The sequence below is a fragment of the Gemmata sp. SH-PL17 genome, assembly GCF_001610855.1.
Lineage (GTDB): Bacteria > Planctomycetota > Planctomycetia > Gemmatales > Gemmataceae > Gemmata > Gemmata massiliana.
This window is the reverse complement of record NZ_CP011271.1, coordinates 8029896-8055409: the sequence shown is the minus strand read 5'-3', so window position 1 is coordinate 8055409 and position 25514 is coordinate 8029896. Positions and strand designations below refer to the sequence as shown.

Annotated in this window: 24 protein-coding genes; 16 read left to right on the top strand and 8 right to left on the bottom strand. The window is 62.6% G+C overall.

What is annotated here, in order from left to right; all coding sequences use genetic code 11:
- Positions 1 to 115 precede the first annotated feature (115 nt).
- Positions 116 to 1114, bottom strand: coding sequence for a hypothetical protein (locus VT84_RS33555; RefSeq protein ID WP_082842608.1), 999 nt, complete (start codon positions 1112 to 1114; stop codon positions 116 to 118).
- Positions 1115 to 1704: 590 nt separating this feature from the next.
- Here VT84_RS33555 and VT84_RS33550 point away from each other — a divergent pair.
- Complete coding sequence (locus VT84_RS33550; RefSeq protein ID WP_082842607.1) at positions 1705 to 2790, top strand: hypothetical protein; 1086 nt, start codon at positions 1705 to 1707, stop codon at positions 2788 to 2790.
- A gap of 37 nt (positions 2791 to 2827) precedes the next feature.
- Here VT84_RS33550 and VT84_RS33545 read toward each other — a convergent pair whose 3' ends face one another.
- The 3 genes from VT84_RS33545 to VT84_RS33535 all read right to left on the bottom strand — a co-directional run bounded on the left by VT84_RS33545 (position 2828) and on the right by VT84_RS33535 (position 6500).
- Positions 2828 to 4384 carry a VWA domain-containing protein gene (locus VT84_RS33545; RefSeq protein WP_082842606.1) on the bottom strand — a complete coding sequence of 519 codons (1557 nt, stop codon included), beginning with the start codon at positions 4382 to 4384 and terminating at the stop codon, positions 2828 to 2830.
- 14 nt (positions 4385 to 4398) lie between these two features.
- Entirely contained in the window at positions 4399 to 5637 is a 1239-nt protein-coding gene (locus VT84_RS33540; RefSeq protein WP_082842605.1) for a hypothetical protein, read from the bottom strand.
- 65 nt (positions 5638 to 5702) lie between these two features.
- Positions 5703 to 6500: a MotA/TolQ/ExbB proton channel family protein gene (locus tag VT84_RS33535; RefSeq protein ID WP_052550938.1), complete on the bottom strand. Its 798-nt coding sequence runs from the start codon at positions 6498 to 6500 to the stop codon at positions 5703 to 5705.
- 160 nt (positions 6501 to 6660) lie between these two features.
- On the opposite strand from VT84_RS33535, the gene VT84_RS33530 reads away from it, so the two are divergent.
- Complete coding sequence (locus VT84_RS33530; protein ID WP_082842604.1) at positions 6661 to 7920, top strand: FG-GAP repeat domain-containing protein; 1260 nt, start codon at positions 6661 to 6663, stop codon at positions 7918 to 7920.
- Positions 7921 to 7968: 48 nt separating this feature from the next.
- Here the strand turns inward: VT84_RS33530 and VT84_RS33525 are convergent, their stop codons facing one another.
- Together VT84_RS33525 and VT84_RS33520 are read right to left on the bottom strand one after the other, a co-directional pair.
- Positions 7969 to 8370 (bottom strand): ribosome-binding factor A, encoded by a 402-nt coding sequence (locus VT84_RS33525; RefSeq protein WP_052550942.1) that lies wholly within the window; start codon positions 8368 to 8370, stop codon positions 7969 to 7971.
- A gap of 282 nt (positions 8371 to 8652) precedes the next feature.
- A complete protein-coding gene (locus tag VT84_RS33520) occupies positions 8653 to 9591 on the bottom strand; it encodes a DUF1559 domain-containing protein (RefSeq protein WP_052550943.1) in 939 nt (312 codons plus the stop codon).
- A gap of 754 nt (positions 9592 to 10345) precedes the next feature.
- Between VT84_RS33520 and VT84_RS33515 the strand changes: the two genes are divergently transcribed.
- The 5 genes from VT84_RS33515 to VT84_RS40355 all read left to right on the top strand — a co-directional run bounded on the left by VT84_RS33515 (position 10346) and on the right by VT84_RS40355 (position 13318).
- On the top strand, positions 10346 to 11482 hold the full coding sequence (locus VT84_RS33515) for a pyridoxal-phosphate-dependent aminotransferase family protein (RefSeq protein ID WP_052550945.1): 1137 nt from the start codon (positions 10346 to 10348) through the stop codon (positions 11480 to 11482).
- A 61-nt stretch (positions 11483 to 11543) separates the two neighbouring features.
- Positions 11544 to 11795, top strand: coding sequence for a hypothetical protein (locus VT84_RS33510; RefSeq protein WP_052550947.1), 252 nt, complete (start codon positions 11544 to 11546; stop codon positions 11793 to 11795).
- A gap of 53 nt (positions 11796 to 11848) precedes the next feature.
- Complete coding sequence (locus VT84_RS33505; RefSeq protein ID WP_157470132.1) at positions 11849 to 12070, top strand: hypothetical protein; 222 nt, start codon at positions 11849 to 11851, stop codon at positions 12068 to 12070.
- A gap of 32 nt (positions 12071 to 12102) precedes the next feature.
- Positions 12103 to 12762, top strand: coding sequence for a DUF4291 domain-containing protein (locus VT84_RS33500; protein WP_082842602.1), 660 nt, complete (start codon positions 12103 to 12105; stop codon positions 12760 to 12762).
- A 349-nt stretch (positions 12763 to 13111) separates the two neighbouring features.
- A complete protein-coding gene (locus VT84_RS40355; protein ID WP_197909454.1) occupies positions 13112 to 13318 on the top strand; it encodes a hypothetical protein in 207 nt (68 codons plus the stop codon).
- A gap of 49 nt (positions 13319 to 13367) precedes the next feature.
- Here the strand turns inward: VT84_RS40355 and VT84_RS33490 are convergent, their stop codons facing one another.
- Together VT84_RS33490 and VT84_RS33485 are read right to left on the bottom strand one after the other, a co-directional pair.
- A complete protein-coding gene (locus VT84_RS33490; RefSeq protein ID WP_082842600.1) occupies positions 13368 to 14051 on the bottom strand; it encodes a PepSY-associated TM helix domain-containing protein in 684 nt (227 codons plus the stop codon).
- On the bottom strand, positions 14051 to 15583 hold the full coding sequence (locus tag VT84_RS33485; RefSeq protein ID WP_082842599.1) for a DUF2271 domain-containing protein: 1533 nt from the start codon (positions 15581 to 15583) through the stop codon (positions 14051 to 14053). Before VT84_RS33485 ends, VT84_RS33490 begins: the two co-directional genes overlap by 1 nt.
- A gap of 372 nt (positions 15584 to 15955) precedes the next feature.
- Here VT84_RS33485 and VT84_RS33480 point away from each other — a divergent pair, with 372 nt between their 5' ends.
- The 9 genes from VT84_RS33480 (at position 15956) to VT84_RS33450 (ending at position 25365) form a co-directional block, all read left to right on the top strand.
- Positions 15956 to 17017, top strand: coding sequence for a hypothetical protein (locus VT84_RS33480; RefSeq protein ID WP_052550961.1), 1062 nt, complete (start codon positions 15956 to 15958; stop codon positions 17015 to 17017).
- Positions 17018 to 17270: 253 nt separating this feature from the next.
- On the top strand, positions 17271 to 19520 hold the full coding sequence (locus VT84_RS33475) for a DUF4139 domain-containing protein (RefSeq protein WP_082843483.1): 2250 nt from the start codon (positions 17271 to 17273) through the stop codon (positions 19518 to 19520).
- A gap of 242 nt (positions 19521 to 19762) precedes the next feature.
- Positions 19763 to 19984, top strand: a complete 222-nt coding sequence (locus VT84_RS39215; RefSeq protein ID WP_157470130.1) for a hypothetical protein — start codon at positions 19763 to 19765, stop codon at positions 19982 to 19984.
- Positions 19985 to 20161: 177 nt separating this feature from the next.
- Entirely contained in the window at positions 20162 to 21682 is a 1521-nt protein-coding gene (miaB, locus tag VT84_RS33465; protein WP_410000410.1) for a tRNA (N6-isopentenyl adenosine(37)-C2)-methylthiotransferase MiaB, read from the top strand.
- Between the two features lie 604 nt (positions 21683 to 22286).
- On the top strand, positions 22287 to 23186 hold the full coding sequence (locus VT84_RS33460; RefSeq protein WP_162271937.1) for a DUF1559 domain-containing protein: 900 nt from the start codon (positions 22287 to 22289) through the stop codon (positions 23184 to 23186).
- Positions 23187 to 23282: 96 nt separating this feature from the next.
- A complete protein-coding gene (locus tag VT84_RS39210) occupies positions 23283 to 23447 on the top strand; it encodes a hypothetical protein (RefSeq protein ID WP_157470128.1) in 165 nt (54 codons plus the stop codon).
- Positions 23448 to 23475: 28 nt separating this feature from the next.
- Positions 23476 to 23628 carry a hypothetical protein gene (locus tag VT84_RS39205; protein ID WP_157470126.1) on the top strand — a complete coding sequence of 51 codons (153 nt, stop codon included), beginning with the start codon at positions 23476 to 23478 and terminating at the stop codon, positions 23626 to 23628.
- A 133-nt stretch (positions 23629 to 23761) separates the two neighbouring features.
- Positions 23762 to 24346, top strand: a complete 585-nt coding sequence (gene pgsA, locus VT84_RS33455; protein WP_082842596.1) for a CDP-diacylglycerol--glycerol-3-phosphate 3-phosphatidyltransferase — start codon at positions 23762 to 23764, stop codon at positions 24344 to 24346.
- 137 nt (positions 24347 to 24483) lie between these two features.
- Positions 24484 to 25365 (top strand): hypothetical protein, encoded by an 882-nt coding sequence (locus VT84_RS33450; protein WP_082842595.1) that lies wholly within the window; start codon positions 24484 to 24486, stop codon positions 25363 to 25365.
- Positions 25366 to 25514 lie beyond the last annotated feature (149 nt).

The window sequence follows — 25514 nt, the reverse complement described above, 5'->3', positions numbered from 1 at the left end:
TAGTCAGCGATGTCACTATTCACGCCTCCGAAGACGCGAATAGTGGCATCGCGAATCGCCACCCGTTGAATCACTCTGCGCCCCAGCAAAAGAGCCGGGGCAAAACGGCGACGAGTTAGCGGCGAGAGAACAGGCGGTACGGCCGGTCGAGGTAGCGAATGCGCGACGGTGGGGACTGTGACACGGGGGCGCTGGGGTCACCGGGAACGGCCCCGACGACGGTGGGCACCGGGGGCTGCTGAGTGCCGGTCGGAATCGGATTGACCACGAGCGCGCCACCGGCCCCAGGCCAGGCGGCGGGGGGCTTCGGCCGGTCGCTCCCGCGGAGAGCGGTCCCCGGGATCGGGGTCCACAACTGTGGTTCACTCCACCCCCGCCCGGCGAGCGGCGGGTGCCGGTCGATGTAGGGGTTCCGCGACCGGTCGTAGAAGAGATCCTGCGCGTAGGTCGCTTTGGGGCGCGCGGTCTTCGCGTCGACCAGCCCCGCATGGACCAGAGCTTCCACCACGATTTGCACGCAGACGTACTTGTGGCCGGGACCGACCGGCTTGCCCACGAACCGCGTCACGATCGGGTTGCGAGCGCGAAACAGTGTGAGCTGCGAAGCAAAGCTCGGCAGGTTGTACTTCCCGCCCTCGGCCGTCACCGCGAACTCGGTCAGCCGGCGGTCCTGTTCCGGCGTCAGCGGCGTCTCGCGCTGCCGCACCCAGATGTGGCCCGCGTACAGATTCACGCAGTAGTCCAGCGGCGTCACCCGCGTAAAGGGGGTGAAGCTGAACCCCGATTCGAGTACCCCGGGCCGTCCGTCCGGCATCGTGACGACCAGCGCGCAGTGCCCCGGCTTCCCGCTCCGGGCGAACACGTACAGGACGTTGAATAGGGGATCGGGGTCACTGAGCAGGAGAATGTCGCCTGCTTTCGGCGCATACTTGACCGCGGTCCCACGCGGTATCGGGTTGAGATCGACCGCGGGGCAGTAGAGATACCCGGACGGGGCTTCGGCCGGGACGTAGACGGGCGGGTAGGCTTTCGGCCCGAGCGGTTCGGCCCTGGCCCCGCCGAAAACGTCGACACCCGGAGTGAGAGCCAGAGTAAGAACGAGCGTGGGAACCATCGATCTACTCCAAACGTTCCGTTGAATTGCTCCGGCTTCGAGTCACCTATCAACATTGCACCTACATACCCTGTGGTAAACCACCACCCCTTGTCAGCAAACTCCCGACTAGAGGCCCTCGCCTGCCCGCTCCGAAAAATCGTCACTACGCATCTCGTCGCCGCCGTCCCCGCACTCCAACAGCCAAAGGCTGACTCCGCTACAAGCGATCGGACCATCAAACTCGATTCGTCCGAGGGTGACTGCCCGCAAGAACGTAGGGTGACTCAGGAGGGGCAGTTAATGACTGTTTGCGGAAGTGAAACGAGAGGCCGATTGGGAGAGGGCTCTGGGAAGACGTCCGTCAGATCTGCTCCATGCTTTTGACCGATCAGGCAAAAATTGGAACTCTTTTCATGGACGGGTGCCCCAACAAAGCAAACGGAAGCGTTTATTCGTTTTGCTGACGCTTGTTTGTCTTTCCCGCTGCTTTCCAAGCTCAAAACAACGGGTCATTTCCGCAGACGACACCGTCCGAACCGTCAAGAATTGTGCCCTGTCCTGTTAGGAACGGATTGGCGGGACAGGTTTTTCACCTGAAAGGCGAAACGATGGGAAAGATGCTTGCAGCTCGAATGACGATCCCGCTCGATGACGACGAGAGGCGAAACGGCCACCCAATCATTTTCTACGAGTGGTTACCAGAAACGATCAGCGACGCGCTCGTCTTAGTCACGGACGGGATGACTTGTCGTTACTGGGCGGATCAAGAGTGCGTCCAACTGGTCGCTAGCTCTCGGAAGGTCGAGGGGAGGCAACACAACTTGGAGGTGTGGGTCGGGAAGCTCCAGGTGTTGGTCGAGGGTGTGACGGTTGAGGACGAGGTGGCGGATGTGTTCATCCAACTGAGTAGCGAAACACAGTTCGACCCGAGCCACTTTGCCAGTGCATATGACGCCGGACTACTCAGACAACACCAAGAACTAACCGAGCGGATTCACCGGAACGTCCTGTTTGGATACAACCGAGTTATTGGCCACGTTCGAGCGGAGCGGGGACAATACTGGTTGGAAGAGCGCAAGATGGAGGGGCGAGATATCCATTCTGATTTCGTCCAATTTCGGGCGAGAGTCAGTATCGACGGGTCGGAGTGGATGAGACTGACGGATACGCGCTCCGGGGTCTTCCGTAGTTGGTGGTGTCCCGAGTCGAGACGAGTTGGGAGCGGGGAGTGGAAAACAATTGGGCAGTTGATGGAACGCCGCCCCGATACCGTGGGAGCACTCCTAACCGCGGCAGACGACTACCGCTCTCAAGACCAATCCCGAACAGCAGTGATCGAAGCCGTTTCAGCGTTAGAGATCGCGGTCGGGAATTTTACCGACCGCAGTCGTTCGGTCGATTGGTTTTACCGTTCATCGGAGCGGTTCGGTGTAGCGAACCTGAAGGCACACCGGAGGCATTTGGGGTTCACTGCTACGGTGTCCTACCTGTTCCCGCTTCTCTTCACAGAAGAACAGATGTCAGCAGGAACACTTCGGGATTGTCGGGAAGCTATCGAAGAGCGAAACAACATCGTACACAACGGACAACGAGCGGTGAAACCAGATAAGATGATTCGTTATTTGGAATCGATCCGGAGGCTTTGCGAGTTTCTTCGTTCACATTCTCCAAAAGCCGAAACGGGTGAAGGTTGATCATTTTGGACAATAAAGACTGAGTCCCGAGTTCATCTCAGGGGCGCGACATCCCCACGAAACTGCCGTCGTTGTCGCGGGCTAATGCCCAGAGAAACGCGCCGACTTCGACGCTCTCGAAATAGAACCCGACCGCGTTGATGCGGACCTTTGGTTGGCCCACAGCCGGGCGGTTCCACGAGCGGTCGAGCGTGTCACGCACGTGCTTGCCCAAAATCGTTCCCTGTTCCGTTTCCGAGAGCGGTGGGTTCGCCCGTTCCTGGGCCGGGGTCAGTCCGGGGCCACTCGTCGGGAGGCCGTCGGAAAACAGGTAGATCGTGTCGAGCCCGTTGGGGCGCAGGCTGAACGCTTTCTCGAACGCCGCGAACACGTTCGTGTCGTCCACCGGTTTCACTTTGAGGAGCGCCGTCCGCGCGTCCTCGACTGATCTCTCACCCGCGAACGTCCGCCACTCTCCGTTGTCGAACAGCCACCGCGCCGAACTCGAAAACACGATCACCTGGTACTGCTCCAGTGTGGGGATGCTCCGCATCACCTTGCACACGGTTTCGATCACCAGGGGCCACTTGGTGCTGTCGAGCGTCTGGAGGTCGCGCTTGCCCATGCTCCCGGACATGTCCACGAGAAACACGACCCGTTTGCCGGTCATCGCGACTCCGGCGAATCGCGACTCGGAGTCCTTCTGGAACTTGTTGTACTTGTCGGCCAGCTTCGCCTTGTCGCCTTGAAGGTCAATGATGGTGACGTTCGCGTCGTCGACTTTCCTGGTGAGGTCTTTGATCTGTGCGCGGGCGGTGCCCAGTTCCTCGCCGGCCTTCGCCATGCCCGCCTTCGCCGCGGCCAGCTCCTCGGCCATCCCCTTCGCTGCGGCTCGCGCTTCGTCGAGTTTCGCGTCGAGTGCCTTTTGTGTCGCACGGAGCCGGGCTTCGAGGTCCGTGAGTTCCTTCTGCGCGGTGCTCACGCGGGCTTCCATTGCGAGTCGCTCGTCGTCCTTCGTGCGCACGAGCCGCTGAAGCCCGTCCACTTGCGCCGCGGTCGTGGCGTCCTTCTTCGTCAGCGATTCGATGTCCTTTTGCCGCTTCTTGAGCAACAGGTCCGCGTCGGTCATCTCCGCGCGCGCGGTCGCCAGTTCCTTGGCGGTCGCGCCGGCCTTCTTCTCAATTGCGGCGAGGTCGAGTTGGGTCGCGTCGAGTCGCTCCTGGGCCGCTTTCGCTTCGTCGCGTGCAACGGCGAGCTTGCGCCCGGTTTCCTCTTTCTCGGTGCGGGCCAGTTTGAGTTGGTCCGCGAGCTGCTTCGCCTCGTTCACCAGTTTGAGTCGCACGCCTTCGAGTTCCGTGAGCGCTGCGGCGAGTTTTCCGCGTTCGGCCTGTTCGGACGTGAGTTTCAGTTTGGTCGAATCGAGCGCGGCCAGCGCCGCGGCGAGTTTCTTGTCGGTGTTTTCTAGGTCCAGGAGCGCGGTGCGGTTCGCCTTCGCGCTCTCAGTGGCCATCCGGCTGTTGAGGAGGAACAGGAGCGTGACGCAGCCGAGCGCGCAGCAGAACACGTCCAGCATCCACATGCTGACCAGGGTCGGCTGCTTGTGGCGAACGCGCATAGCTCCTCCGGGTGTCAGCCGCCGGTCCGCGGGGCGGCGGGCTTCTTCGCGGCTTCGGTGAACGCGGTCGAATCCTTCGGCAGCGGGATCACGCTATCCAGGTGCGCGCGAGGTAGGTTCTCGGCGAGCCAGCGCGGGACAAGTGCCGCGGTCGCGGTCGCAATCGCATTCGGAGGTAGGATCTCGACCGCGGTGCCCTCCGGCGTGTTCGCGTGGACCGCGCGCACGAACCCCGGGAGCCGGGCTGCCGCGTCCGTTAGCCACACCGCACGAGGGGGGGCGGCCAGTCCGATACCGGAGACGAAATCGCGGACCGAATCCCCGGTTAGCCGCGCGAGTGCGCTGCAATGTGCTTCGATCTCTTCCGGTTGTTGCAACACGTCCTGGAACCAGTGGGCTGTGCGTACAGTGAGGCTCATGCGCTGCCCAGCGCGAGCGCGATCGAGGGCCTCGTCGAGTTGCTCGAAGAGCGCCTGTTCCGCGTCGGCGGAATCGCGCGGGTCGCGCCGACACAACCGAACGCACCGGTCCGAAATCCCATCCAGGAGCCGGTCCTTCCACGCCTTGACCGATAACCGCGGCCACACGGCCGAACCGACCATGCGAACGAGGTCGCGCTCCACGGAAACGAGCGCCGCGGAACAGGCGAACTCGTCCGCGTCGAGCACGATGACCGCGCCGGGACCGCCGGACGCGGGCCGGAGCGGAACCACCCAGTCCGCGCTCGTGGCTTGAGGCGCGGCCGGTTTCCCGGTCAAAAGCGTAGCGGCTCGGTCCGCGGCCAGGGCCAGGGCGCCCACCGCAGTGCCCTTCAACGGGAATTTGACGCGGACGGCGGTCGCCCCTACGCGCGCAACCTGTGCGGGGCCGAGATACACGGGCAGCGAGAGCACCACCGCTTCGGATTCGTGGGCGACGGGACCGCGCATCCGCTCGAAGACGATGCCGAGCGCGGATTCCGCGTTCAGCGTGTGCCGGCCGAGTTTCCACTCGCGCGTTTGCCCGAGGGACGGGAGGAAGTTCGAGCAAACCGCGTGCGGCGCTTTGCGGCACAGCGCGACGCCCGCGCGCCCGACTTCGGGAGTGCGCCGGTCGCCGGCAATGAACTGTGCGAGTTCCGCGTCCGGCTCGTCGAAAACGAGCGTGCGCGGCTTCCCGCCAACGGCTTCCGCCAGAGCGCGGCTCGCGGTGAGGTCGATACCGACCGACCGCGTGCGATCGTGAACGGGAGCTTGTTTACGAGACCACAGCATTCGGTACACCGTTGTTGGGGTCGTTATCGGCCGTGCCCATCCGCCGGACTGCAACTGTCGCGAATTCAAACCCCCGCGTGTTCCGCGGCCGGGTCGTAGAGCCGCAGTAACAGGTGCTCTTGGCAGTATTGCTGAGCGTCCGTGACGAGCGTCTCTTCGGCCCGCTGCACCATGTGAACGAAGTACATCAGCCCCAAACTCAGCACGAGCGCCACGAGCGTGCAGTCGAACGCGATCTTCAGTTGATCCTTCGCCTGGCGGGTGAACTCCGCGATATCGGGGTCGTTCGCGCCGAACGCGCCGCCGAGCCCGCGGACCGTCCCGACGAACCCGATCGCCGGAATCGCCCACGCGAGGTAATGCACCGTGGACATCCCCGTAATCAACCGCGACAACTCGACATCGGCCTGGTTGCGGACCACTTCGGCCACGTCCGTCGCGGACTTGCTGATCGCGAACTTGCCCAGCCCGAGCCGGATCATGTTGGCGAGTACGAACGGCCGGCCCGCGGTGACTTGTTCCACTTTTCGCGCGAGCGGGCGGGCGTCCTCCGGCAGAATCCGCGCACCCTCTTCGGTGGGTAGTAACTCCAGCCCGAACGCCCGGCGCTGGCGCAACACTTCGCGGTACCGGCTCTGGAGGATGAGAATTGCCCACACCGCGCAGACGTAACAGAGTACCTGCTCGAACCCGAGGAGCAGCCGCCCCAGGCGCTCCGGGGTCCACCGGGCCGCGAGTTCGTCGCGCGATTCGGGGCTGCCCATGATCTGCCACAGCGGGGCGATCACCCCGGCAACGATGAGCAGCGCGATCACGAGCAGCAGCCACTCGCGCGCGGGGCGATGGGACGCGGGTATCGACATCAACCGTCCCTCGAACGCGGAACCGCGCGGCCACCGGACCGCGCGCAATCCCAGAGCGATATTGTCGGTCCCCAACTGTCGGGCCGCAAGCACCTGTGTACCGAACGGGCCGACATGTTAAGCTGAGTGCCCGTTTTCACCTTACGGAGAACGACCCACCGTGCGCTATTTACTCTCCGCGCTCGTCGCACTCGCCGCACCTCCCCTATTCGCGGCGGACCTCCCGAAATTCAAAACTCAGGAAATCGATACGGGCCTGAAAATCGGGTACGCCGTCATCACCGCGGACATTGATGGCGACAAGAAGCTCGACATCGTGGTCGTCGACCAGCACAAGATCGTGTGGTACCAAAACCCCGGTAAACCGGACGAGCAGTGGAAGAAACACGTCATTCTCGACGGCAAAACGCGCCCGGACAACGTGTGCATCGCGCCCATCGACATTGACGGCGACGGGTTGCCGGAACTGGTGGTCGGCGCCGCGTGGAAGCCGTTCGACACCGCGACCGCGGCGCAACTCATCTGGCTCAAGCGCGGGAAGAACGTCACCGACGAGTGGACGATGCACGAACTGCCGTGCGATGAACCCACCGTTCACCGCGTCCGGGTGTTCGACATTGATGGTGACGGCAAACCGGAGATCGTTCACGTCCCGCTGATGGGGCGCGGGTCGAGCGCCAAAGGTAACTGGACCGACGGCAAACCGGTGCGCGTCGTCGCACTCAAGGTGCCCGCGAAAGACCCGGAGAAAAAGGAGAACTGGAAGACGGAGGTGCTCTCGGAAGAACTGAACGTCACCCACAATTTCTGGGCTGAATACCCTCAAGCGACTGGGCGTGAACATCCCACCCCGAACATCTACGTGACCAGTTACGACGGCGTTCACGTTCTGTCGGAAGAGAAGGGGAAGTGGATGACAAACAAGATCGGGGTGGGTAACCAAGCCAACCCAAAGAGCAATCGCGGGGCGAGCGAGATCAAGGTCGGCCGCGTTGGAGGGCGCTTCGGCACCATCGCCACAATTGAGCCGTGGCACGGGAACCAAGTCGTCGTCTACACGGCGCCGGAGAAGGAGGGCGAGAAGTTGTGGGAGCGGCACGTCATTGATGAACAACTCCGCTGGGGCCACGCGGTCTGGTTCGCGGACCTCGACGGTGACAAGGTCGACGAACTCATCATTGGCGTGCGCGATGACCCGAACCCGAAGGCGGGCGACACATTCAAGGAGCGCCGCGGGGCGCGCGTCTACAAATGCACCGACGGTAAAGGGGCGCGCTGGGAGCGGACGATTCTGGACGACGGCGGGGTGGCGGTCGAAGACCTGACCGCAGCCGACCTCGACGGCGACGGCAAGGTGGACATCATCGCGGTGGGTCGGCAAACGGGGAACGCGCGCATTTACTGGAATCAGGGGAAGTAACTTCAATTCAACGGCCCGCCGAAATGCTCCGGCGGGCCGCGTTTCACATCAACTCGGAACGACCTCGAACACCAGCTCCGGCGCGTACCGCCGACTGATGGCTGACGCCACTTCACTACGCAGGAACCCGGCCGCTCGCTCCAGCGCGTCCGCCACGGTTCTGTGGTCGAAATCGGGCGGCACGCTCACCAGAACCCGCAACCGGCCCGAGTGCGGGGCCGGTTCCACTGTAACGACACCCGCCGCTTGAATCGCCGGGTCGCTACATGCCGCGAACGCACTGTGGAGCGCGTCCCGGACCTGTCGGCACAGTTGCTGGGATTTACGACCGGCCTGCTTCGGGGCGTTCCACGGCTTCGCGTGGAACTCCTTGGGATCACTACCATCCTCGGGGCTGATGTCGCCCGCGAGGGTCTTAAACTCGTCCGCTTTCTGCCGCCTCCGGCTCATCGGAGATGCCTCGGATTAGAGAGAATGTCAAAACACACGCCACGCGAACGGTGATCGCAATAGCACGCATGGGGCACCTCCTTCCGGGCGGACGGGATTATCGGGCAACGATTGAGACACGCGCCGGGCGCTGAGGGTTCGCTGATTGTTTCTGCACCTTGCCGAGGTCGCGTAGGTGCTGAAAGGGACTTAAACGTGCGCGCGGTCCGCTCTCCTGCCATCAGAAGAGCGGACCGCGCGTTTAAACTTCTGCGAAATCGACTCACTATCCGATAACCGGAATCAGTCGATGGTCGTGACTTCGCCCCCGGCCCGGGTCGAGAGGGCCGCGAGGATGCCGTTGTTGCTGTAGGTGATGAGGCGCGCGGATCCGTCGGCCATCAGGAACTGGGCGCCGCCGGAGTGGAAGCTCCAGTAGTGGGCGGCGTCGCACCCGACATTCGGGTTACCCGTTTGCAGCCCGATCTTTTGCGCTGCGGTCCCGTTGCACGGGAGGTTCGACCCGGAGGAGTAGTTCGTGATGAAGTAGTTCGCGATCGCCAGGTCGTTGGACGTCATCACGCAGTCGGCGTTACCCTGGCCGTCGTACCCGTAAGCGGAGAACCACCAGCCGAATTCGAGGTTCGAGTTCGGCGGGCGCTCGCCGACCAGCAGCGTGTTGCTGGTCCCGTCCGTGATGTGCGTCAGGTGAACGCGGGACTTCATGTAGAGCACGCCGTCGAACGCGGTCGAGGTGGTCCCGGAGTTACCGAGGTACCCGGTCGTGGCTTGGTCGGCGATCCCGGACGCGGCCCCCGGGTACGCCTGGTTCCCGCGCGAGTCCGCCGGGCACACGTACATCTTCATTTTCAGCGCGCAGGCCGGGTTGCTCCACGAGTACGGGTTGGTCGGCGCGAACGCCTTGGCCTGCTGGAATGCGTTGTCCTGCTCCAGGTAGGGGAGGATGTAGTTCATCCACGACCACGCCCCCTCGTAGGGCGGTGAGTACGCCGTGGCCCACGGGGACTGGCCCTGGGGGAGCGCGTTGTTGGCGTCGTGGAAGGCGTGGAGCGCGAGCCCCTGCTGCTTCAGGTTGTTGATGCACTGGGTCCGGGCCGCGGCGTCGCGGACCTTTTGAACCGCGGGGAGCAGTAACCCGATGAGAATCGCAATAATGGCGATCACGACCAACAATTCGATCAGCGTGAACCCGGGACGGAACCGTTTCTGCGCGCGCCTCATGACACTCCTCGAGAAGGAGGAACGAAAATGGAAAATATTCGCCAACGGTACTTGCGGACTTCGGGCGTGAGGGCAACAAATCCCGTTCAACGAACCAATTGCGAGAGGTAGTCGCGGCCTTACGGAACGAATCCAAGCCGGAGAGAAGGCTATTTAGAAATCTTAAAGATCGAGTTTGGAGAGCGAGTGGGCTGCGAGTGGAATTCAATTTAGACAGGCACTAGATAACAAGCAAGTAGAATACTATGAGAGTGCTGGAGCGAGGTCACAACTCAATCGCTTGGGTACGCTAATTTGACGTGGAAACAGGCAATATCGAGATTAGTCCGGCCCGGGCGATCGCCCGGGATAAATTTCGCATTTCGTAGGAAATAGATTTATGAAATCTCAATGATCCCGAACAGCGTCGCTAATGCAAATTCGCGGTCGGACTGATGGATAATAATTGATTTTGGAAATATATAAATATATTTAAATTATGACAATCGAATGGTGGCGTCTGGAGGGCACACCTCGACTACACCGCTGTCGCGGTTGTACATCGAAGGCGGGCGGGCCGGTGCAGGCGCTGCCGGGGGTGGCGTTCCGGACCCGGTGCCGGTGGAAGGGGCGGGCGCTCGGGGCGGTTGCCGGCGTCGAGGTGAATTGGGGTTCGTAGAGAGACACGAATCGGACCAGTAGGTTCACGCGCGCGACGGAAGCTCGTCCCGTGTATACAACAACTTGCGTTCTGCTCTCCACGAAAGGAAGTGCGATGAAGCCGCGCCTGTTCACCCCCGGACCCACGACCGTCCCCGAAGAGACGCTCCTCGAACTCGCGCGCCCGGTGACCTACCACCGGGCGGCGGAAGCAAAAGCGATCCTCGCGGAAGTCAGCGAAGACCTGAAGTACGTCTTCCAGACCGCGCAACCCGTGTTCACGCTCACGTGTTCCGGGACCGGCGCGATGGAAGCGGCCGTCAGTAACACGCTCGCGGCCGGCGAAAAGGCGATCCTCTGCACCGCGGGGCGCTGGGGCGAGCGCTGGCGCGGCATCCTGAAGGCGTTCGCGACCAACATCGTGCCGGTCGAGGTGCCCTACGGCAAGGCGGTCACGGCCGACATGCTGGCGAAGGCGCTCGCCGACAACCCGGACACGAAGGTGGTGTTCACCACGCTCAGCGAAACGAGCACCGGCGTCGGGCACGACCTGGAAGCGTTCGGCAAGGTCGTCGCCAAGACCGACGCGCTGCTCGCGGTGGACGGGATCAGCGGCGTCGGCGCGATGGAGTGCCGGATGGACGCCTGGGGCCTGGACGTGGTCGTGACCGGCTCGCAGAAGGCCCTCATGATGCCCCCGGGCCTGGCGTTCATCGGCGCGAGCGAGAAGGCGTGGAAGAAGATCGACGCGACCGCGCCGCGCGGGTTCTACCTCGACATCCGGCGCTACAAGAAGTCGCTGGCGGAGAGCGACACGCCGTTCACCCCGGGCAACACGCTCATCAAGGCGCAGCGCGCGAGCCTGAAGCGCATCCGCGCCGAGGGCATCGAGAACCTCTGGGCGCGCCACAACCGGATCGCCGCGGCGTGCCGCGCGGGGGTCGAGGCGATGGGGCTGAAGGTGTACGCGGAGCGCCCCAACAGCGCGCTGACCGTGATCGCGGTCCCGCAAGGCGTGGACGGCACCGCCACCCTGAAGGCGCTCGAAAAGAAGTACGGCTACAAGCTCGCGGACGGCCAGGACACGCTCAAGGGCCACATCTGGCGCTTATCGCACATGGGCTACACCGATTCGTTCGACGTGCTCGGCGCTCTCAGCGCGTTGGAACTGGTGCTCCTCGAAAGCGGCTTCAAACTCGAAGCCGGCGCCGGGGTCGCCGCGTTCCAGAAGACCTACGCGACCGGGAAGTAAAGGGTTGTGGTAAGATGGTTCGGGAGGCATTCCGAACCATCTTCGTTTTCAGGAGGCCGCGATGTCCGACGTCCCGCTGGACAACAAAACACTCGCCGCCCTCATCGCTCAACAACGCCTTGTGGCCGTGACCGACGTGGAGGGGCGGGTCGTCGGGTATTTCGCTCCGGCCCTTTCGCGCGAAGAAATGGCGCGTCGGCACCTGGGGCTTCCCGACCCGGAAGTCGTGCGCGCGCAACGAGAGAAAGCTGAGAAGACGTACACAACCACTGACGTCAAAGCGTATCTCGGTTCCCTGGAGAACCGGGGGTGAGGTGCACCGTCGTTTGGCGGGAAACGGCTCTCCAGCAGCTTGCCGAGATCTGGATGGGAGCCACGGACCGCGAAACTGTGAATCGTGCGGTCGATAACGTGGACGCGGAGTTGCTCGACGACCCGGATCAAAAGGGCGAGGATTATTTCGGCGATCGTTACATCCTCAATTCCGTAATCTGGGCGCTATACCACGTAGTTCCCGGTGATCTGATGGTTCACGTTCTACAGGTCGGGCGCATTGGAATTGATCGACCGCACGAACGCGCACCTTAAACCCACAGCTCGAACGATAGCCGGAATCACTCATGCCGCTCGTTTACGAGCCGTATGCCGAACAGGTCAAGGTTTGGCCCCGGGACGGGCGGCACATTCTCGCGCAGTACGACGACGAAAGCATCGTCGTTTATCAGGCGTACAACCCGACCATCGGGCGGTACGCGAGCGCCCACGGACACTTCGGCGACGGCTTCAGCTTTTCGCGGATGAGTTGGGTGAAGCCGAATTTCCTGTGGATGATGTACCGCTGCGGGTGGGGCACGAAGGAGAACCAGGAAGTCACCCTCGGGCTTCGACTGCGGCGGGGGTTCTTCGACTCACTCCTCGAAAGCGCGGTCCCCTCTACTTGGGACCGCGAGCAATTCGCCACATCCGAAGACTGGTCACACGCGGTGAGGCGGTCGTCCGTGCGGCTGCAATGGGACCCGGATCACCACCCGTCCGGCGCGAAACTCGATCGGCGCGCGATTCAACTCGGCTTGCGCGGTCCGGTTCTCCGGGCGTTCGCCACAACAGAACTACTGGAAGTAATCGACCTGACCGAGTTTGTCGCGGAGCAGCGCGCGGTGCTATCATCACGCGGAACATCCGGCATTCTCACCCCACGCGAGCGGGTGTATGTTCCCGAAAATCCATCAATTGCAAAGCGCCTGCGCCTCGCAATTGATGGAAATGACACGACCGAGTAGTTACGGGACCGGCCTGTGTAGCGCTCCTAAATAGCTCCGATCACTTCCCGCTCCGTCCACCCCCGAAAATACCGAATACGGTCGCGACATGCCCCACGCCGATATGACGCCGATTGGACTCCCACCCATCGGAAGTTCGTCAAGGCTTCTTGCGGTCGGCTGGCTGGAGCCGGGGTACGACTATCGACGGGGAGAAGTTGAGACGGACGTCGTCCGAAAGTTGGTGGATTTACTTGTCAATCCTTGGCAACCCGCATTGACGATGGGGCGTCATGCCTGTGGTTTCTGCCGGTTAACGGGTGGCCCAGCCTCATTTCACTTGGGGAGAGTCAGTGACTCGGCCGTTCTAATGGGCGTGTCGAATCTCTGGCTTCCGGGGGACGGGTTCCTGTTTGTCGCCCCCTCACTCATCTTGCACTACATGGACGCACACGAATACTCACCGCCCGACGAGTTCCAGGAAGCAGTGAGGGCTTGCCCGCCGATGCGATCGATGGCCTACCTGAAAGCACTGCTGAAAAACGGCCCGAAAGAACTATTTCCTGCAACCGGGTGAACTCAAGGAGAAGCGCCTTTGAACAGCCGCTTTACCCGGTCGCCTGCACTCACGGCACGAACCAGTAGTACACTGCGCCCGTGATCACGGTGCCGATCACGAACAGGATCGCGCCCCACTTCCCGCGGCTCTTGAGCGACCACCACATGACCAGCCCGGTCGCGGAGATGATGAGTAGCAGAACGCACGTCCCGTCGATCACGAAGCTCCACGCGCGCCCGGTGCGCTTCACCTCATTACTCATGTTCCCGCGGTTCCCGCGGTGCAGGTCGGTCATCACGATCGCCCACCCCTGGTAGGTAGACGCGACCTCCGTTGTCGCGCTCTCTGCGTCGATCGTCGCGATCGTTTCGCCGCCGGCGCGCTTGAACTCTACTTTGATTTGCGGTCGGTCGTTGTCGTCCTTTACGAACACGAAGGAGCTCAATTCGCCGCGCACGTCGAACTCCTTACGCAGCGCCTCCACCACCGCGAGTTTCTCTTCTCCCGTCGCCTCACCGGAGGACTCGGACGGCACCGGGAGCTTCCCGCCGGGCATTTTGTCCAGCGGGAGCGGGCGCGACTTCCGCCGCGTTTGGGCTTCGAGTTTGGCGTCATCGGGAAGAAACCACTCGGTGTGGTTCAGCATGAACCCGGTGACCGCGAAGAACAGGATCAGCGTCAACCCGAACAGCGTGAGGTACACGTGAACCGTTCGGGACGTTTTGAGTATCCAGCGGTGGAGCGGCGACATTACTTCTTCTTCGCCTCCTTGAACTCCACCACCGTCTCGGCCGTCTCCGCGTTCTTTTCGAGCTTCACGTTCGTCGGTTTGTCCTTGCACTCGATCTTGCCGCTCTGTCGCAAGTGTTCGCCGAACTCGCGGTGAACTTCCACGCGGACCGTGTACGTGCCTTGCGGGAGCGCGTTCCCCTTATCGTCCTTGCCGTCCCACGCGAGGTCGTACTTCCCCGGTCCGCGGGTCGCCCGCGTCACGGCTTTCACGAGGTCGTTGTCGCCCTTCCCGATCTTCCACCAGTCCTTGAGGTCTTTCAGGTACTTGGGTGCGTTACCCCACACCGCCAGCGTGCGGACGGCTTTGCCCTTGTCGTCCTCGATCCAGATCGCGGTGTACGGCCTGCGGTAGCGCTTTGCGTCGATCTTCGGCAGCTCCACCGCGACCGTGACTTGATAGCCTTCCGGCCACGCCGCGCCCTTCGGCTCGTCCTTCTTCTCTTGCGGCGTGAAGATGCGTGTCGGTGCGATCTCGGAAAGTTTGAGCCCCGCGCTCCGGTGTTGCTTGCCGTCCGGTGTGATAATCAGGCACTCCGCTCCAGGAACACTCGCGATCAGCTTCAGGCCGTCTTCGGGCTTCAGCACGCAGAGCGTTGTGGCGAGCGCGTTCGCGGTGACGTTGTCGTTCGCGACCACGGTGGCGCTCGTCGCGCTTTCGGCCGGGTGGCCGGTTCGCGGGTCGAAGATGTGGCCGTATCGCTTCCCGTTGATCGCGTAGAAGCGCTGGTAATCGCCGCTTGTTGCGACCGCTTGATTCTTGAGGCGCAGGGCGGCGATCGGCGCCGCGTTGTCGAAGTGCTGGAACGGGTTCTGGATACCGACCGCCCAACCGGCGCCCGGCGCCGCGCCCCAACCGAGGATGTCGCCCCCAAGATTGATGAGCAGTGCAGTAACGGCAGGGTGCTCTTTTCGCACCGCGTCGACTGCCTTTTGGATGATGTAACCCTTCCCGATGGCGTTCAAGTTCAGCGGTTGATCGGTGAGGCGTTTCACGGCGGTGCCGGTCGCGTCCCATTCCCAGCCCGGTTTCCGGAGGTCGCTCGCAATGCGCTCCAGGGTGAGCGCGTCCGGCACGCGACCGGTTCGTTCTCCTTCCTTCCACACGCGGACCAACTCGCCGACCTGCCCGTTGAACGCCCCGCCACTCTTCCGCTGCCACGATTCGTAAGACCTGAGCACTTCGGCCATTTCCGTGGACACCTTCACTGGCTCGCGCGAGCGGTTCAGTCGGCTGATTTCGCTCCCGACGTCGTAAGTGCTGAAGATCATGCGCAGGCGCTCGATCTCGGTGAGAACGGTTAACTCGGCCTTTTCCGCGACGGATTCGTTCGGCGCCACGACGCACAAGTCCAGCGACGTGCCGATGACATGGTCGTGGTGGAACTGGAACTCGCTCGCTTGAGGGGGGAGCGTTCCAACAGGCTCTGTGGCACTCGCCCCAACGACCCAAGCGAGCGCGAGGACGGTCAGCGGACGCAGGAATCGAAGCATCGGGCACCGGAATTGTTTTGAGATTTGATCTCAACAAGGTTTACCCCGCGCAAAGCGATCGACAAGCCAAAAACGGTGAGATCGCGATGAGGTGAACGCACAAAACGCTTGTAATTCTTACACGCTCCGCGTGTCGGTCGGGACCGGCTGTACTCTTTACACCATTCGTTCGGTGGGTCGATTTCTTCGTCACACTTAGTTCGATCCCGAACTACTGCTCTTATCGCACCTTGCGCCGTGACATTTCCGCACACTCCCGCCACCGAACATTCCCGGCACACCGCTTGCGGTTAGACTTCCGACGCCCCTTGCTTCACAGCACCACGGCCGCACAAAGCGGACCAGGCGTCTCCAACCACGGAGGTCAAGGGAATGACTCTTCGTCGGCACTTCAGCGCGATCGTTGTGGCGCTTTTTGCGCCCGCCTTTGCGCCCGCCGCGAGCTACGACACCGCGAATTTCACCGTCGAAGCGCCGACTGCCAAACTCGCACAAGAGTTCGGCGAATGGGCCGAAACGTACCGCAAAGAAAAAGCACTCGAGTGGACCGGCCGCGAGATGCCCCAGTGGCCGCGCCGGTGCCCGCTCCAGGTCCAGATCACCCAAAACTCCGCGGGCGGAGCGACGACGTTCACGTTCGGTCAGGAAGGCGGGCGCCCGGTCGTCACGAGTCTCCGCATGGAGATCCGCGGCGAGAAGCAGCAGCTCCTCCACAGTGTGCTCCCGCACGAAGTCACTCACACCGTGCTCGCGCACTACTTCGGGCGCCCGGTTCCGCGCTGGGCCGACGAGGGCGGAAGCGTTCTGAGTGAGAACGACGACGAGCGCTACAACCACGACGTGCGGTGCCGCGAGTTGCTGAACGCGGGGCGCGGGATCCGGCTCCGCGTGCTGTTCCGCATGACCGAGTACCCGCGCGACATGATCGTGCTGTACGCACAGGGCTACTCGGTGTCGCACTACCTCGTGCGGAAGGGCGGCGACGGGCGCGAGGGCCGCGGGAAACTGCTCCAGTTCCTCGGAATGGGGATGCAGGGCAACAACGCCGAGAGCTGGAACGCCGCCGCGAACAAGGTGTACGGCTTCGACACGATCGACGCCCTGGAAGAATCCTGGTTGACCGCACTGAAGGCCCCGCCGGATCGCGTGGTCGCCCGCGGTACCCACTCATCTGCTGGCTTGACCAGCGCGAGTGCCGCGCGGACGGAACTGCGGTCGTCGGCCGCCCCCACGGTGCCGCTACTCGAACCGCCGGTGCGAGCCGTTCGCGGGACCGCTCCGGACCGCGATCGCGAGTCGGCCCGCCCGACGTACCTTCCGCCGCCCGACCCGTCCGCGTTCGGGAGCAGCCCGGTTGTGCGTCCGCCTCAACCCGAACCGCCGCCCCCATCCTTGTTGCTCCCGCCGGAACTCCCGCGCCCGGTGAAGCCGTAAGAAATCGGCTACTAAATGCAGAAGCAACGAACGCTCGGAATACCTCCGAGCGTTCGTTGCTTCTATGAGTTTCATTTCCTTGAATCGAACGCGCAATTCATATCGCGCATCTTCGATCCACCAGCGACGAACGGACCGCGTGTAACAACCCGTCGTACCGTTGTTCCCGGGCGCGGGTGCGTGCGGGTATGATCGCGCGGAGTTGCGGTCGGTCGGATACGCCCCTCGGGGCGACACTCACAAAGGGCAGATCATGGCGAGCAAATGGCTACTGGCAGCCCCAGTTGCGGGCGCCCTGGGACTCGGCGCGGGCGTGGGCGCGGACCGGCTCCTGAGCGCGGCCGGCGAAGCGAAACAAGACCTCAAGCCCGCGACCACGCTCCCCGTCACGCGGGTCGTGCTGTTCAACAGCGGCGTGGGGTACTTCTCGCGCTCGGGCGAAGTGGACGGAGACTCGCGCGTCGACCTGACGTTCCCGGAATCGGACGTGAACGACCTGCTCAAGAGCATGGTCCTCGAAGACTTCGGCCAGGGGCGCATTTCTGCCGTGAGCTACGATTCCCGCGAACCCATTGCACGCACCCTCAGTTCGTTCGCGATCAACCTGAACAACAACCCCACATTCGCGGGGATTATTGCCCAACTGCGTGGGGAGCGCATCGAAGTCGCGGTCAGCGCCACGGCCGCGAACCAACCGGGCAAACTCACCGGGACCATCGTCGGCGTCGAGAAGCAGAAAGTACCCGCGGGCACTCAAACGACGGACGCGGAGGTGCTCAACATGTGGTGCGCGGAGGGCATGCGCGCCATCAAGATGAGCGACATCCAGTCCCTCCGGTTCAGCAATCCCCTAATCGAGAGCGAGTTCCGGCGCGCCCTGGAAGTGTTGGCCCTGTCGCACGACAGCCAGAAGAAGGCGGTTCAGTTGCACTTCGCGGGTGAGGGCAAGCGCAAGGTCCAAGTGGGGTACGTGATCGACGCGCCCATCTGGAAGACCAGTTACCGCCTATTGATGAAGGACCAGGACAAGCCCTATTTGCAGGGCTGGGCGATGGTCGAGAACCCGACCGACGAGGACTGGTCCACGGTCAAGATGGCGCTCGTGAGCGGGCGCCCGATCAGCTTCAAGATGGACCTGTACAACCCGCTCTACATCAACCGCCCCACCGTCGAACCCGAACTCTTCGCCTCACTCCGGCCCGTCACCTACCAGGGCAATTTCAACGGGCGCGACGAGCGAGGAGCTGCAGACAACAGGCAAACCTTTAATTTCAGTTTGGGCCTGTACGGTTCTAAAGTCGCAGGTGCTCCGGCTCCAGCGCCCGCGTTCGACGCTCCAGTGCCACCAGGACGTAGCCCAACCGCTCTGGGTGCTTCTGCCCCGGGTATGGGGGAAGGGCTTGGAAAAGCAAAAATGAGGCTCGCGGAGGTAAACGACCCGGTGGCGGAAGCGCAGCGGCGGAAACATGCGGCTGGTACTGCTGCAGAGCTGGCCCAGCGGTTGGGCACCGGGAGCGTCGGTAATGCGGCGACGGCGGGCGCGCTGGGCGACTTCTTCCAGTACACGATCGACCACCCGGTCTCGCTCCCGCGCCAGAAATCGGCCCTGCTCCCCATTGTCGGGAAGAACATCGAGGGGACGCGCGTCTCGATCTACAACGCGGGCGTCCAAGCGAAGCACCCGCTGCTCGGTCTGCGCCTCAAGAACACGAGCGGCGCGCACCTGAATCAAGGGCCGATCACCGTGTTCGAGGGCAGTACCTACGCCGGGGATACGCGCGTTCTGGATGTTCAACCCAACGAAGAGCGCCTCCTGAGCTATGCCATCGACCTGGGTACCGAGGTCGACCCCAAGGCCGGTGCGGGCAAGCAGAAGATCACCAGTATCAAGGCCGTGAAGGGGATCGTGACCACCACAACGAAGGTCACCGAGGAGACGACGTACAAGGCCGTGAATCGCTCCCAGACGGACCGCACGCTGCTCATCGAGCACCCGAACCGGACGAGCCAACAGTTCAAGCTCGTGGACACGGACAAGCCCACCGAGGATACGCCCGAGGTGCTCCGGTTCCAGGTCGCACTTAAGGCCGGGGACACCAAGTCGTTCACCGTTAAGGAGGAGCGCGACGACGTGAGTGCGTTCACTCTCACCAACGGGGGCGAGGACCAGATCCGGTACTTCGTGTCGCTCAACGAGATCAGCGCGGGCCTCAAGAACAAGCTCAACGAGGCGCTCAAACTCAAGGGCGCCTGGGACTACACCGCGCGTGAGCTGAACCACGTGAACGGCGACCTACAACGGTTCACGGTGGACCAGGACCGGATTCGCAAGAACCTGCGCGAGACCCCGAAGGAGTCCGAGGTGTACACGACCTACCTGAAGAAACTCTCGGACCAGGAGAAGGAAATCGACGCGCTCACGGCCAAGCAGAAGGGGCTCACCGCCGACGAGTTCGGCGCCCGCAAGAAGTACGAGGACTTCCTCGCCAACATCTCCGACTGATTTCGCGTAACGGACGCCTCGTAACCAGGGCACGAGGCGTCCGATCTGGGTTGTGTGGGAAGCCGGCACGCGGATACGCTGAGCGACGTTTCGGAATCCGCGTTACCGCACGGCGACCTATGGCGAAATATGTTGTTCCGACTGTTTTGCTATTGGTCGCAGTTGCCGGTTGGGGCGTTTGGCGGTGGACGCCCGCGACATTTGCGATTCGGAACGAATCCGGTAAGCCGATTCGCGTGTTGATGGTCGACGTTGCGGGGAAGACGCTCCAGTACAACGACATTCCGGCCGGTGGAACGGCGGCGGGATCATTTCACGTCAAACAAGAAGAAACGCTCTCCGTGCGGGGTTGGTTCGCGGACGGAACCGCGTTCGAGGAGCATTGCGGGTACGTCGCGTGGGAAGAATTCGCCCCGCACATCAGCGTCGTAGTGCGAAATGACGGATTTATTAGCAGCCCGTAACCACACCTCCAAATCGGCCGGCTTCATTCGCCACGAAAACGCGCCTACGGGGAGCCGCTCGCTCGATACCCAAGTGGGGTTCGCGCGCGCTGCGCGGCCTTTGTGAACCTCGGCCCGTTCAGTATCCTCAACCTGATACTCTTTAATTTTAAGAGGCCGGCCCCGTCTCATAACGGTATCCCGACCATGCCGCAGAAAGTGTACATCGAAACCGTCGGCTGCCAGATGAACGTGCTCGACAGCGAGCTGGTCATCGGCGCACTCCGCAAGCGCGGGTACGACCTCACCGATTCCCCCGCCGACGCGGACGTGCTGCTGTTCAACACGTGCTCCGTGCGCGAGCACGCGGAAGACAAAACGTACTCGGCGCTCGGCCGCGTGCGCCCCATCAAGCGCGACAACCCGGACGCGGTCATCGGCGTGCTGGGCTGCATGGCCCAAAAGGACCAGGACGCGATCCGCAAGCGTGCCCCGTTTGTGGACATGATCGTCGGCACCGGGCAGTTGGGCGCGGTGCCGGACCTGGTCGACAAGGTGCGGGCCACGCGCGAGCCGCAGCTCGCGGTCAGCTTGGGGCGCACGGACGGCGGGCGGAACGAGGTCGAGGCGAGCTTCGTGAGCTACGACCCGGCCCGCGATCCCTCGATGCGCCCGACCCCGTTCCAGGCGTTCGTCCGCATCCAGATCGGGTGCGACAAGTTCTGCACGTACTGCGTGGTGCCGAGCACGCGCGGCCCGGAACAGAGCCGCCCGCCGGAACACATCTGGAACGAGGTGCGCCAGCTCGTCGACCAGGGGTGCAAGGAGGTCACGCTCCTCGGCCAAACCGTAAACAGCTACGTCTACGAGTCGGGCGACACGCGCACGCGGCTGAGCGACCTCATCGCGGGCATGCACGACGTGGCCGGTCTGGAGCGCATCAAGTTCGTCACGAACTACCCGAAGGACATGACGGACGACCTGCTCGACGCGGTGCGCGAGCTGCCCAAAGTGGTGAAGTACCTCCACGTCCCGGTCCAGTCGGGGTGCGACGAAGTATTGAAACGCATGAAGCGGAACTACACCGCCGCGTACTACATGGAGATGCTCGCGCGGTGCCGCGAACTGGTCCCCGGCGTGTCGGTGAGTTCGGACTTCATCGTCGGGTTCTGTGGCGAGACGGAGGAGAGCTTCCAGAAGTCGATGGACCTGGTCCGTGCCGCACGGTTCAAGAACTCGTTCATTTTCAAGTACAGCGAGCGCGCGGGTACGAAGGCCGCGGACCGGTACCCGGACGACGTGCCCGAGGACGTAAAGAAGCGCCGGAACAACGACCTGCTCACCGTACAGAACGAGAACAGCCGGATCGATCACCGGGCGCAAGTCGGTAAGGTGGTCGAAGTGCTGGTCGAAGGCCCGAGCCGGCGCGAACAGCGCGCGAGCCGCGATCGCGAGGCCCCCGGGCACGTCACCCAGCTCACCGGCCGCAGTATGGCCGATCACATCGTGGTGTTCGACGGTACCGAGCGGCTCGTCGGCCACACGGTCCGCATCGCGGTCACCGACGCCAGTCCGTTCACGCTGTACGGCAATGTGCTCACGGACGAGATCGTGGGTGTGGAGGCGACCGATCGCGAACCCAGTCGAGAACCGAGCACCAGTTCCACCAACCACGACGCGGGACCGCGCCCCGATCGTTTTTCGCTCCCTTTGGTTTGATCCAATGATGTGTCGCGCGGTTATTTGTGCGGCGAGTGATGTGACCTCCCAGGCAATTTCGCCCTCACGATTTCGTTGGGGCAGGTGACAAAGTGAGCCGGCCGACTTCCGTTCGGGCATTGGAGGGCCGGCTCCACTTCGGACGCACATTTCGAGAATTGGCCGCGTTGAGATTTGCCATAAGTACATGTGAATTCAAGGCTTCGCGACAGGATTGATTCGTCGCGTTCGTCCCGGAAATGATCCGGTGAAGGCCTTAATGCAACTGTGCTTTACAGATATTTAGAAAACATTAGCTCCCACGTAGGATTTTCACTTGCGTGTGAGTCAAGCCCTGGTTACAACTAATTCCACTCGCGGTTCACTCGCTCCCCGAACCGATTATTCACAGTTTTTTGGTTGCTCTTTCGGAAGCTCGGTTCGGGCTCGTAAGATCGCGGCTACCTCTCATTTGTTTGTTCGTTTGACGGTGTTGGTCGCAGTTATTCACAATTGCACCAAGACTCGCAAGGGCCGTTGACGAATATTCTCCATTTTTTTGTTCCTCCTTCTCGAGGAGTGCCTCATGAGGCGCGCGCAGAAACGCTCACGTCACGCGTTTACGTTGATCGAACTGTTGGTGGTGATCGCGATCATCGCGATCCTGATCGGGCTGCTCCTGCCCGCGGTGCAGAAGGTCCGCGAGGCCGCGGCCCGCACCCAGTGTATCAACAACCTGAAGCAGCAGGGGCTCGCACTCCACGCCTTCCACGACGCCAACAATGCACTGCCGAAGGGCTACTCGCGGTACACGTCCGCCGCCCCGTATGAAGGGGCGTGGTCGTTTATGGCGTTCATCCTCCCCTACCTCGAACAGGACAACGCTTACAAGTTGGCCAAGACGTTCGCGAACAGCGGCGGGACGAACTGGTACGCCTGGTACAACCCGGCGTGCGCGCTACAGATGAAGGCGTTTACGTGCCCCGCGGACTCGCGCGGGAGCCAGCAGTACCCCGGCGAACCGGGCATCCGCAACCAGACACTGACCACCTATCTGGGTAACGCCGGCACCACCTCGACCTCGATGGACGGCGTGCTGTACTACGACTCCAAGGTCCATCTGACGCACATCACGGACGGGACCAGCAACACGCTGCTGGTCGGCGAGCGCCCGCCGAACTCGAACCTCGAATACGGGTGGTATTTTGCGGCTTACGGGTACGACGGTCGGGGCACCGGCGACTGCGTGATGACGTCCAACGACCTGGCGATCGCGAACTACTTCATCGCGAACTACAACTCGTCCCCGAACCAGCCGTGCAACGGGACCGCGGCCCAGAAAATCGGGCTGCAAACGGGTAACCCGAACGTCGGGTGCGACGCCGCACACTACTGGAGCTTCCACGGGGCCGGCTCGCAGTTCCTGATGGCCGACGGCTCCTGCCGCCTCATCACCTACAGCAACAACGGCGTCATCGCGGCCCTCTCGACCCGGGCCGGGGGCGAAGTCGCCAACACCAACTGATTGGTCCTACCGTTTAACACTTTTGGTTGCGCCGGCGAGGTTTGCCGGCGCAACCAGTCCGCGTTTTATGTCACGTTCTGTTCTCGAGATTCCCCTATGAAATCGGTACTGTTTGCCATCGTGTTGGCCATCGGAACCGCGGTCCTGGTCGGGTGCTCGTCGTCCAATTCGACTCCGGCCGGCGGGGCCGGAAGCGCCCCACCTCAAGATTCCGGTGCGGGAGCCAAGAAGGGTTCTCGAATCCCGGCCCCCACAAAGTAAGCGGTCACGCTTAGCTCGGATCACCATTATGAAAAAACTGTTGCTGGGCCTCGTTCTGAGTGCCGGGCTCGTCGGGTGCGAACCGTCGAAGCCGAAGCCCCCGAACGACCCGCCCCCGCCGCCCCAGGACTCCGGCGCGGACAAGAACCCCCAGGAACCGAAACCGGTCCCCCCGAAGTAAGCGCTCGGCTCATCGGGTGTGCTCTGTTGTTCGCTCGTACCGGGCGCGGGTTATTCCCGCGCCCGGTGTCGTTTTTGCTCCCGTTCGCGACAATGATCCCGCGCCCGTCGCTCCGGCCGTCAAAGGGAATCACATGTCCGCGCCCGCCGCACCCGAATCGCTCCTGAACGTTCCCAATCTTCTTTCGTTCGCTCGTATCCCGTTGGCGGTGGGACTGTTCGTGTGCATCGTGCAGGGCGCGTGGCTCGCGGGGCTTATCATTTTTCTCGTCGCGACCGCGACCGACTGGCTCGACGGCTGGTGGGCGCGCAAGTACGGCCCACTGACCCTCGTGGGGCGCAACCTCGACCCGTTGGCCGACAAGATTCTCGTGTGCGGCACGTTCATCTATCTGATTCCTGTAACGGCCGCAGGTATCGATCCCTGGATGGTCACGGTTGTGGTGTGTCGCGAACTGCTGGTGACCGGCATCCGCGGAATGGTGGAGGCTACGGGTAAGAAGTTCGGCGCGGACTGGTTCGGCAAGTTGAAGATGGCGCTCCAGTGCGCCGTACTGATCGGCGTGCTCCTCATTCGTTGGCTCGATACGCTTTCGGGCACCTCGGACGCGCTCGCGGTTCTGAACCCGGTGCAACTGGTGCTGCTCTGGGCGATGCTCGTGGCGACCATCGGGAGCGGCGCGCATTATGTCGTGAAGGCCGCGAAGCTCTTGAGCTGATCGCTGGGACAAATCGGAATTTCGCGCGCGAAGAACCGATCGGACCGCGGCCCTCGTCGTAAGAGTGGGCGCTGTGCCCGCGCTTCGCAGGGCGAGCGAATGTTGGGCATCGTTTTTACCGGGTGACGGGGCTGCGCATGTTCGTTCCGGTCCATTGCACCAGTTGTAGTAAACCGTTCCAGGTGCCCGACGACGCACTCGGCAAGCCGACCTTGTGTCCGTGGTGTCAGGCGGTTGTTACCGCACTTCCTGTGGCCTCGGTCGCCGAGGTGCCACACACACAATCGACCCCCGCGCCGGAACTGCCCGCACCCGTTATCCCGGCCGCGAAGCGGATCGACCCGCGCCCGCTTTCACTCGACGAAGACGCTCCACCGAAACCGCGGGCCGCTCGCGCTGCGCGGCGCGAGAACACGGAACCGCGTGCCGTTCTGGTTGTGACCGTAATTGGTGCGGTGCTGACGACCGTGATTCTGGTTATGGGAGTAACGCTTACCGTTCTCCGATACGGGTCCGGAACTATCCGGGAACGCGGCTGGACGGAGTACACGCCGCCGGACGGATCGTGTTCCGTTTTGCTCCCGGGCTCGCCCATTGAAGAAGAAGTGGAGCCCAACGCCGCTGGATCAGCGACCGGAGGGAAACGGTACGGCTACAGCGGGTGGTACACGCGGACGAGTGCGTGGCTCGCGTGGAACGACCTGGAGCCGGGGTTCGTCGCGTCGCTCGCGAACGACAAGGAGAAGGTCTTTACCGCGTCCGCGATTCAGGCCGAACTGAGCCGCGAGAAGGCGCGGCTCCAGGGCACCGTCACGAAGGAGGCCGAGATCCGGTTCAAGAGCGCGTGGGGCGTCGAGGTTCACATGGATTCGCCGGGCGGAAAGGTGATTGAATGGCTGGTGCTCGTGGCCGAGGGCGGGCGCCCGCGGCTTTATGTGTACGGCGTCCGCGCGAAGAACATTGCTCACGATAGCGCTGTCGTGCGCAGAATGTTCACATCGTTTAAAGTAAATGATTAGGTCGCTCGTTAGCGACCGCCCCGGGTGATCCGCAATTCCGGCGAGTGCGGCCTTGTTTTCTCAAGGCACGTGGGTTGAAATGGCTGTGCCCACGGTGAAATTGACACACCCGCCTGAAACGCGGACAATAACCCGTAGGGATAAAACAT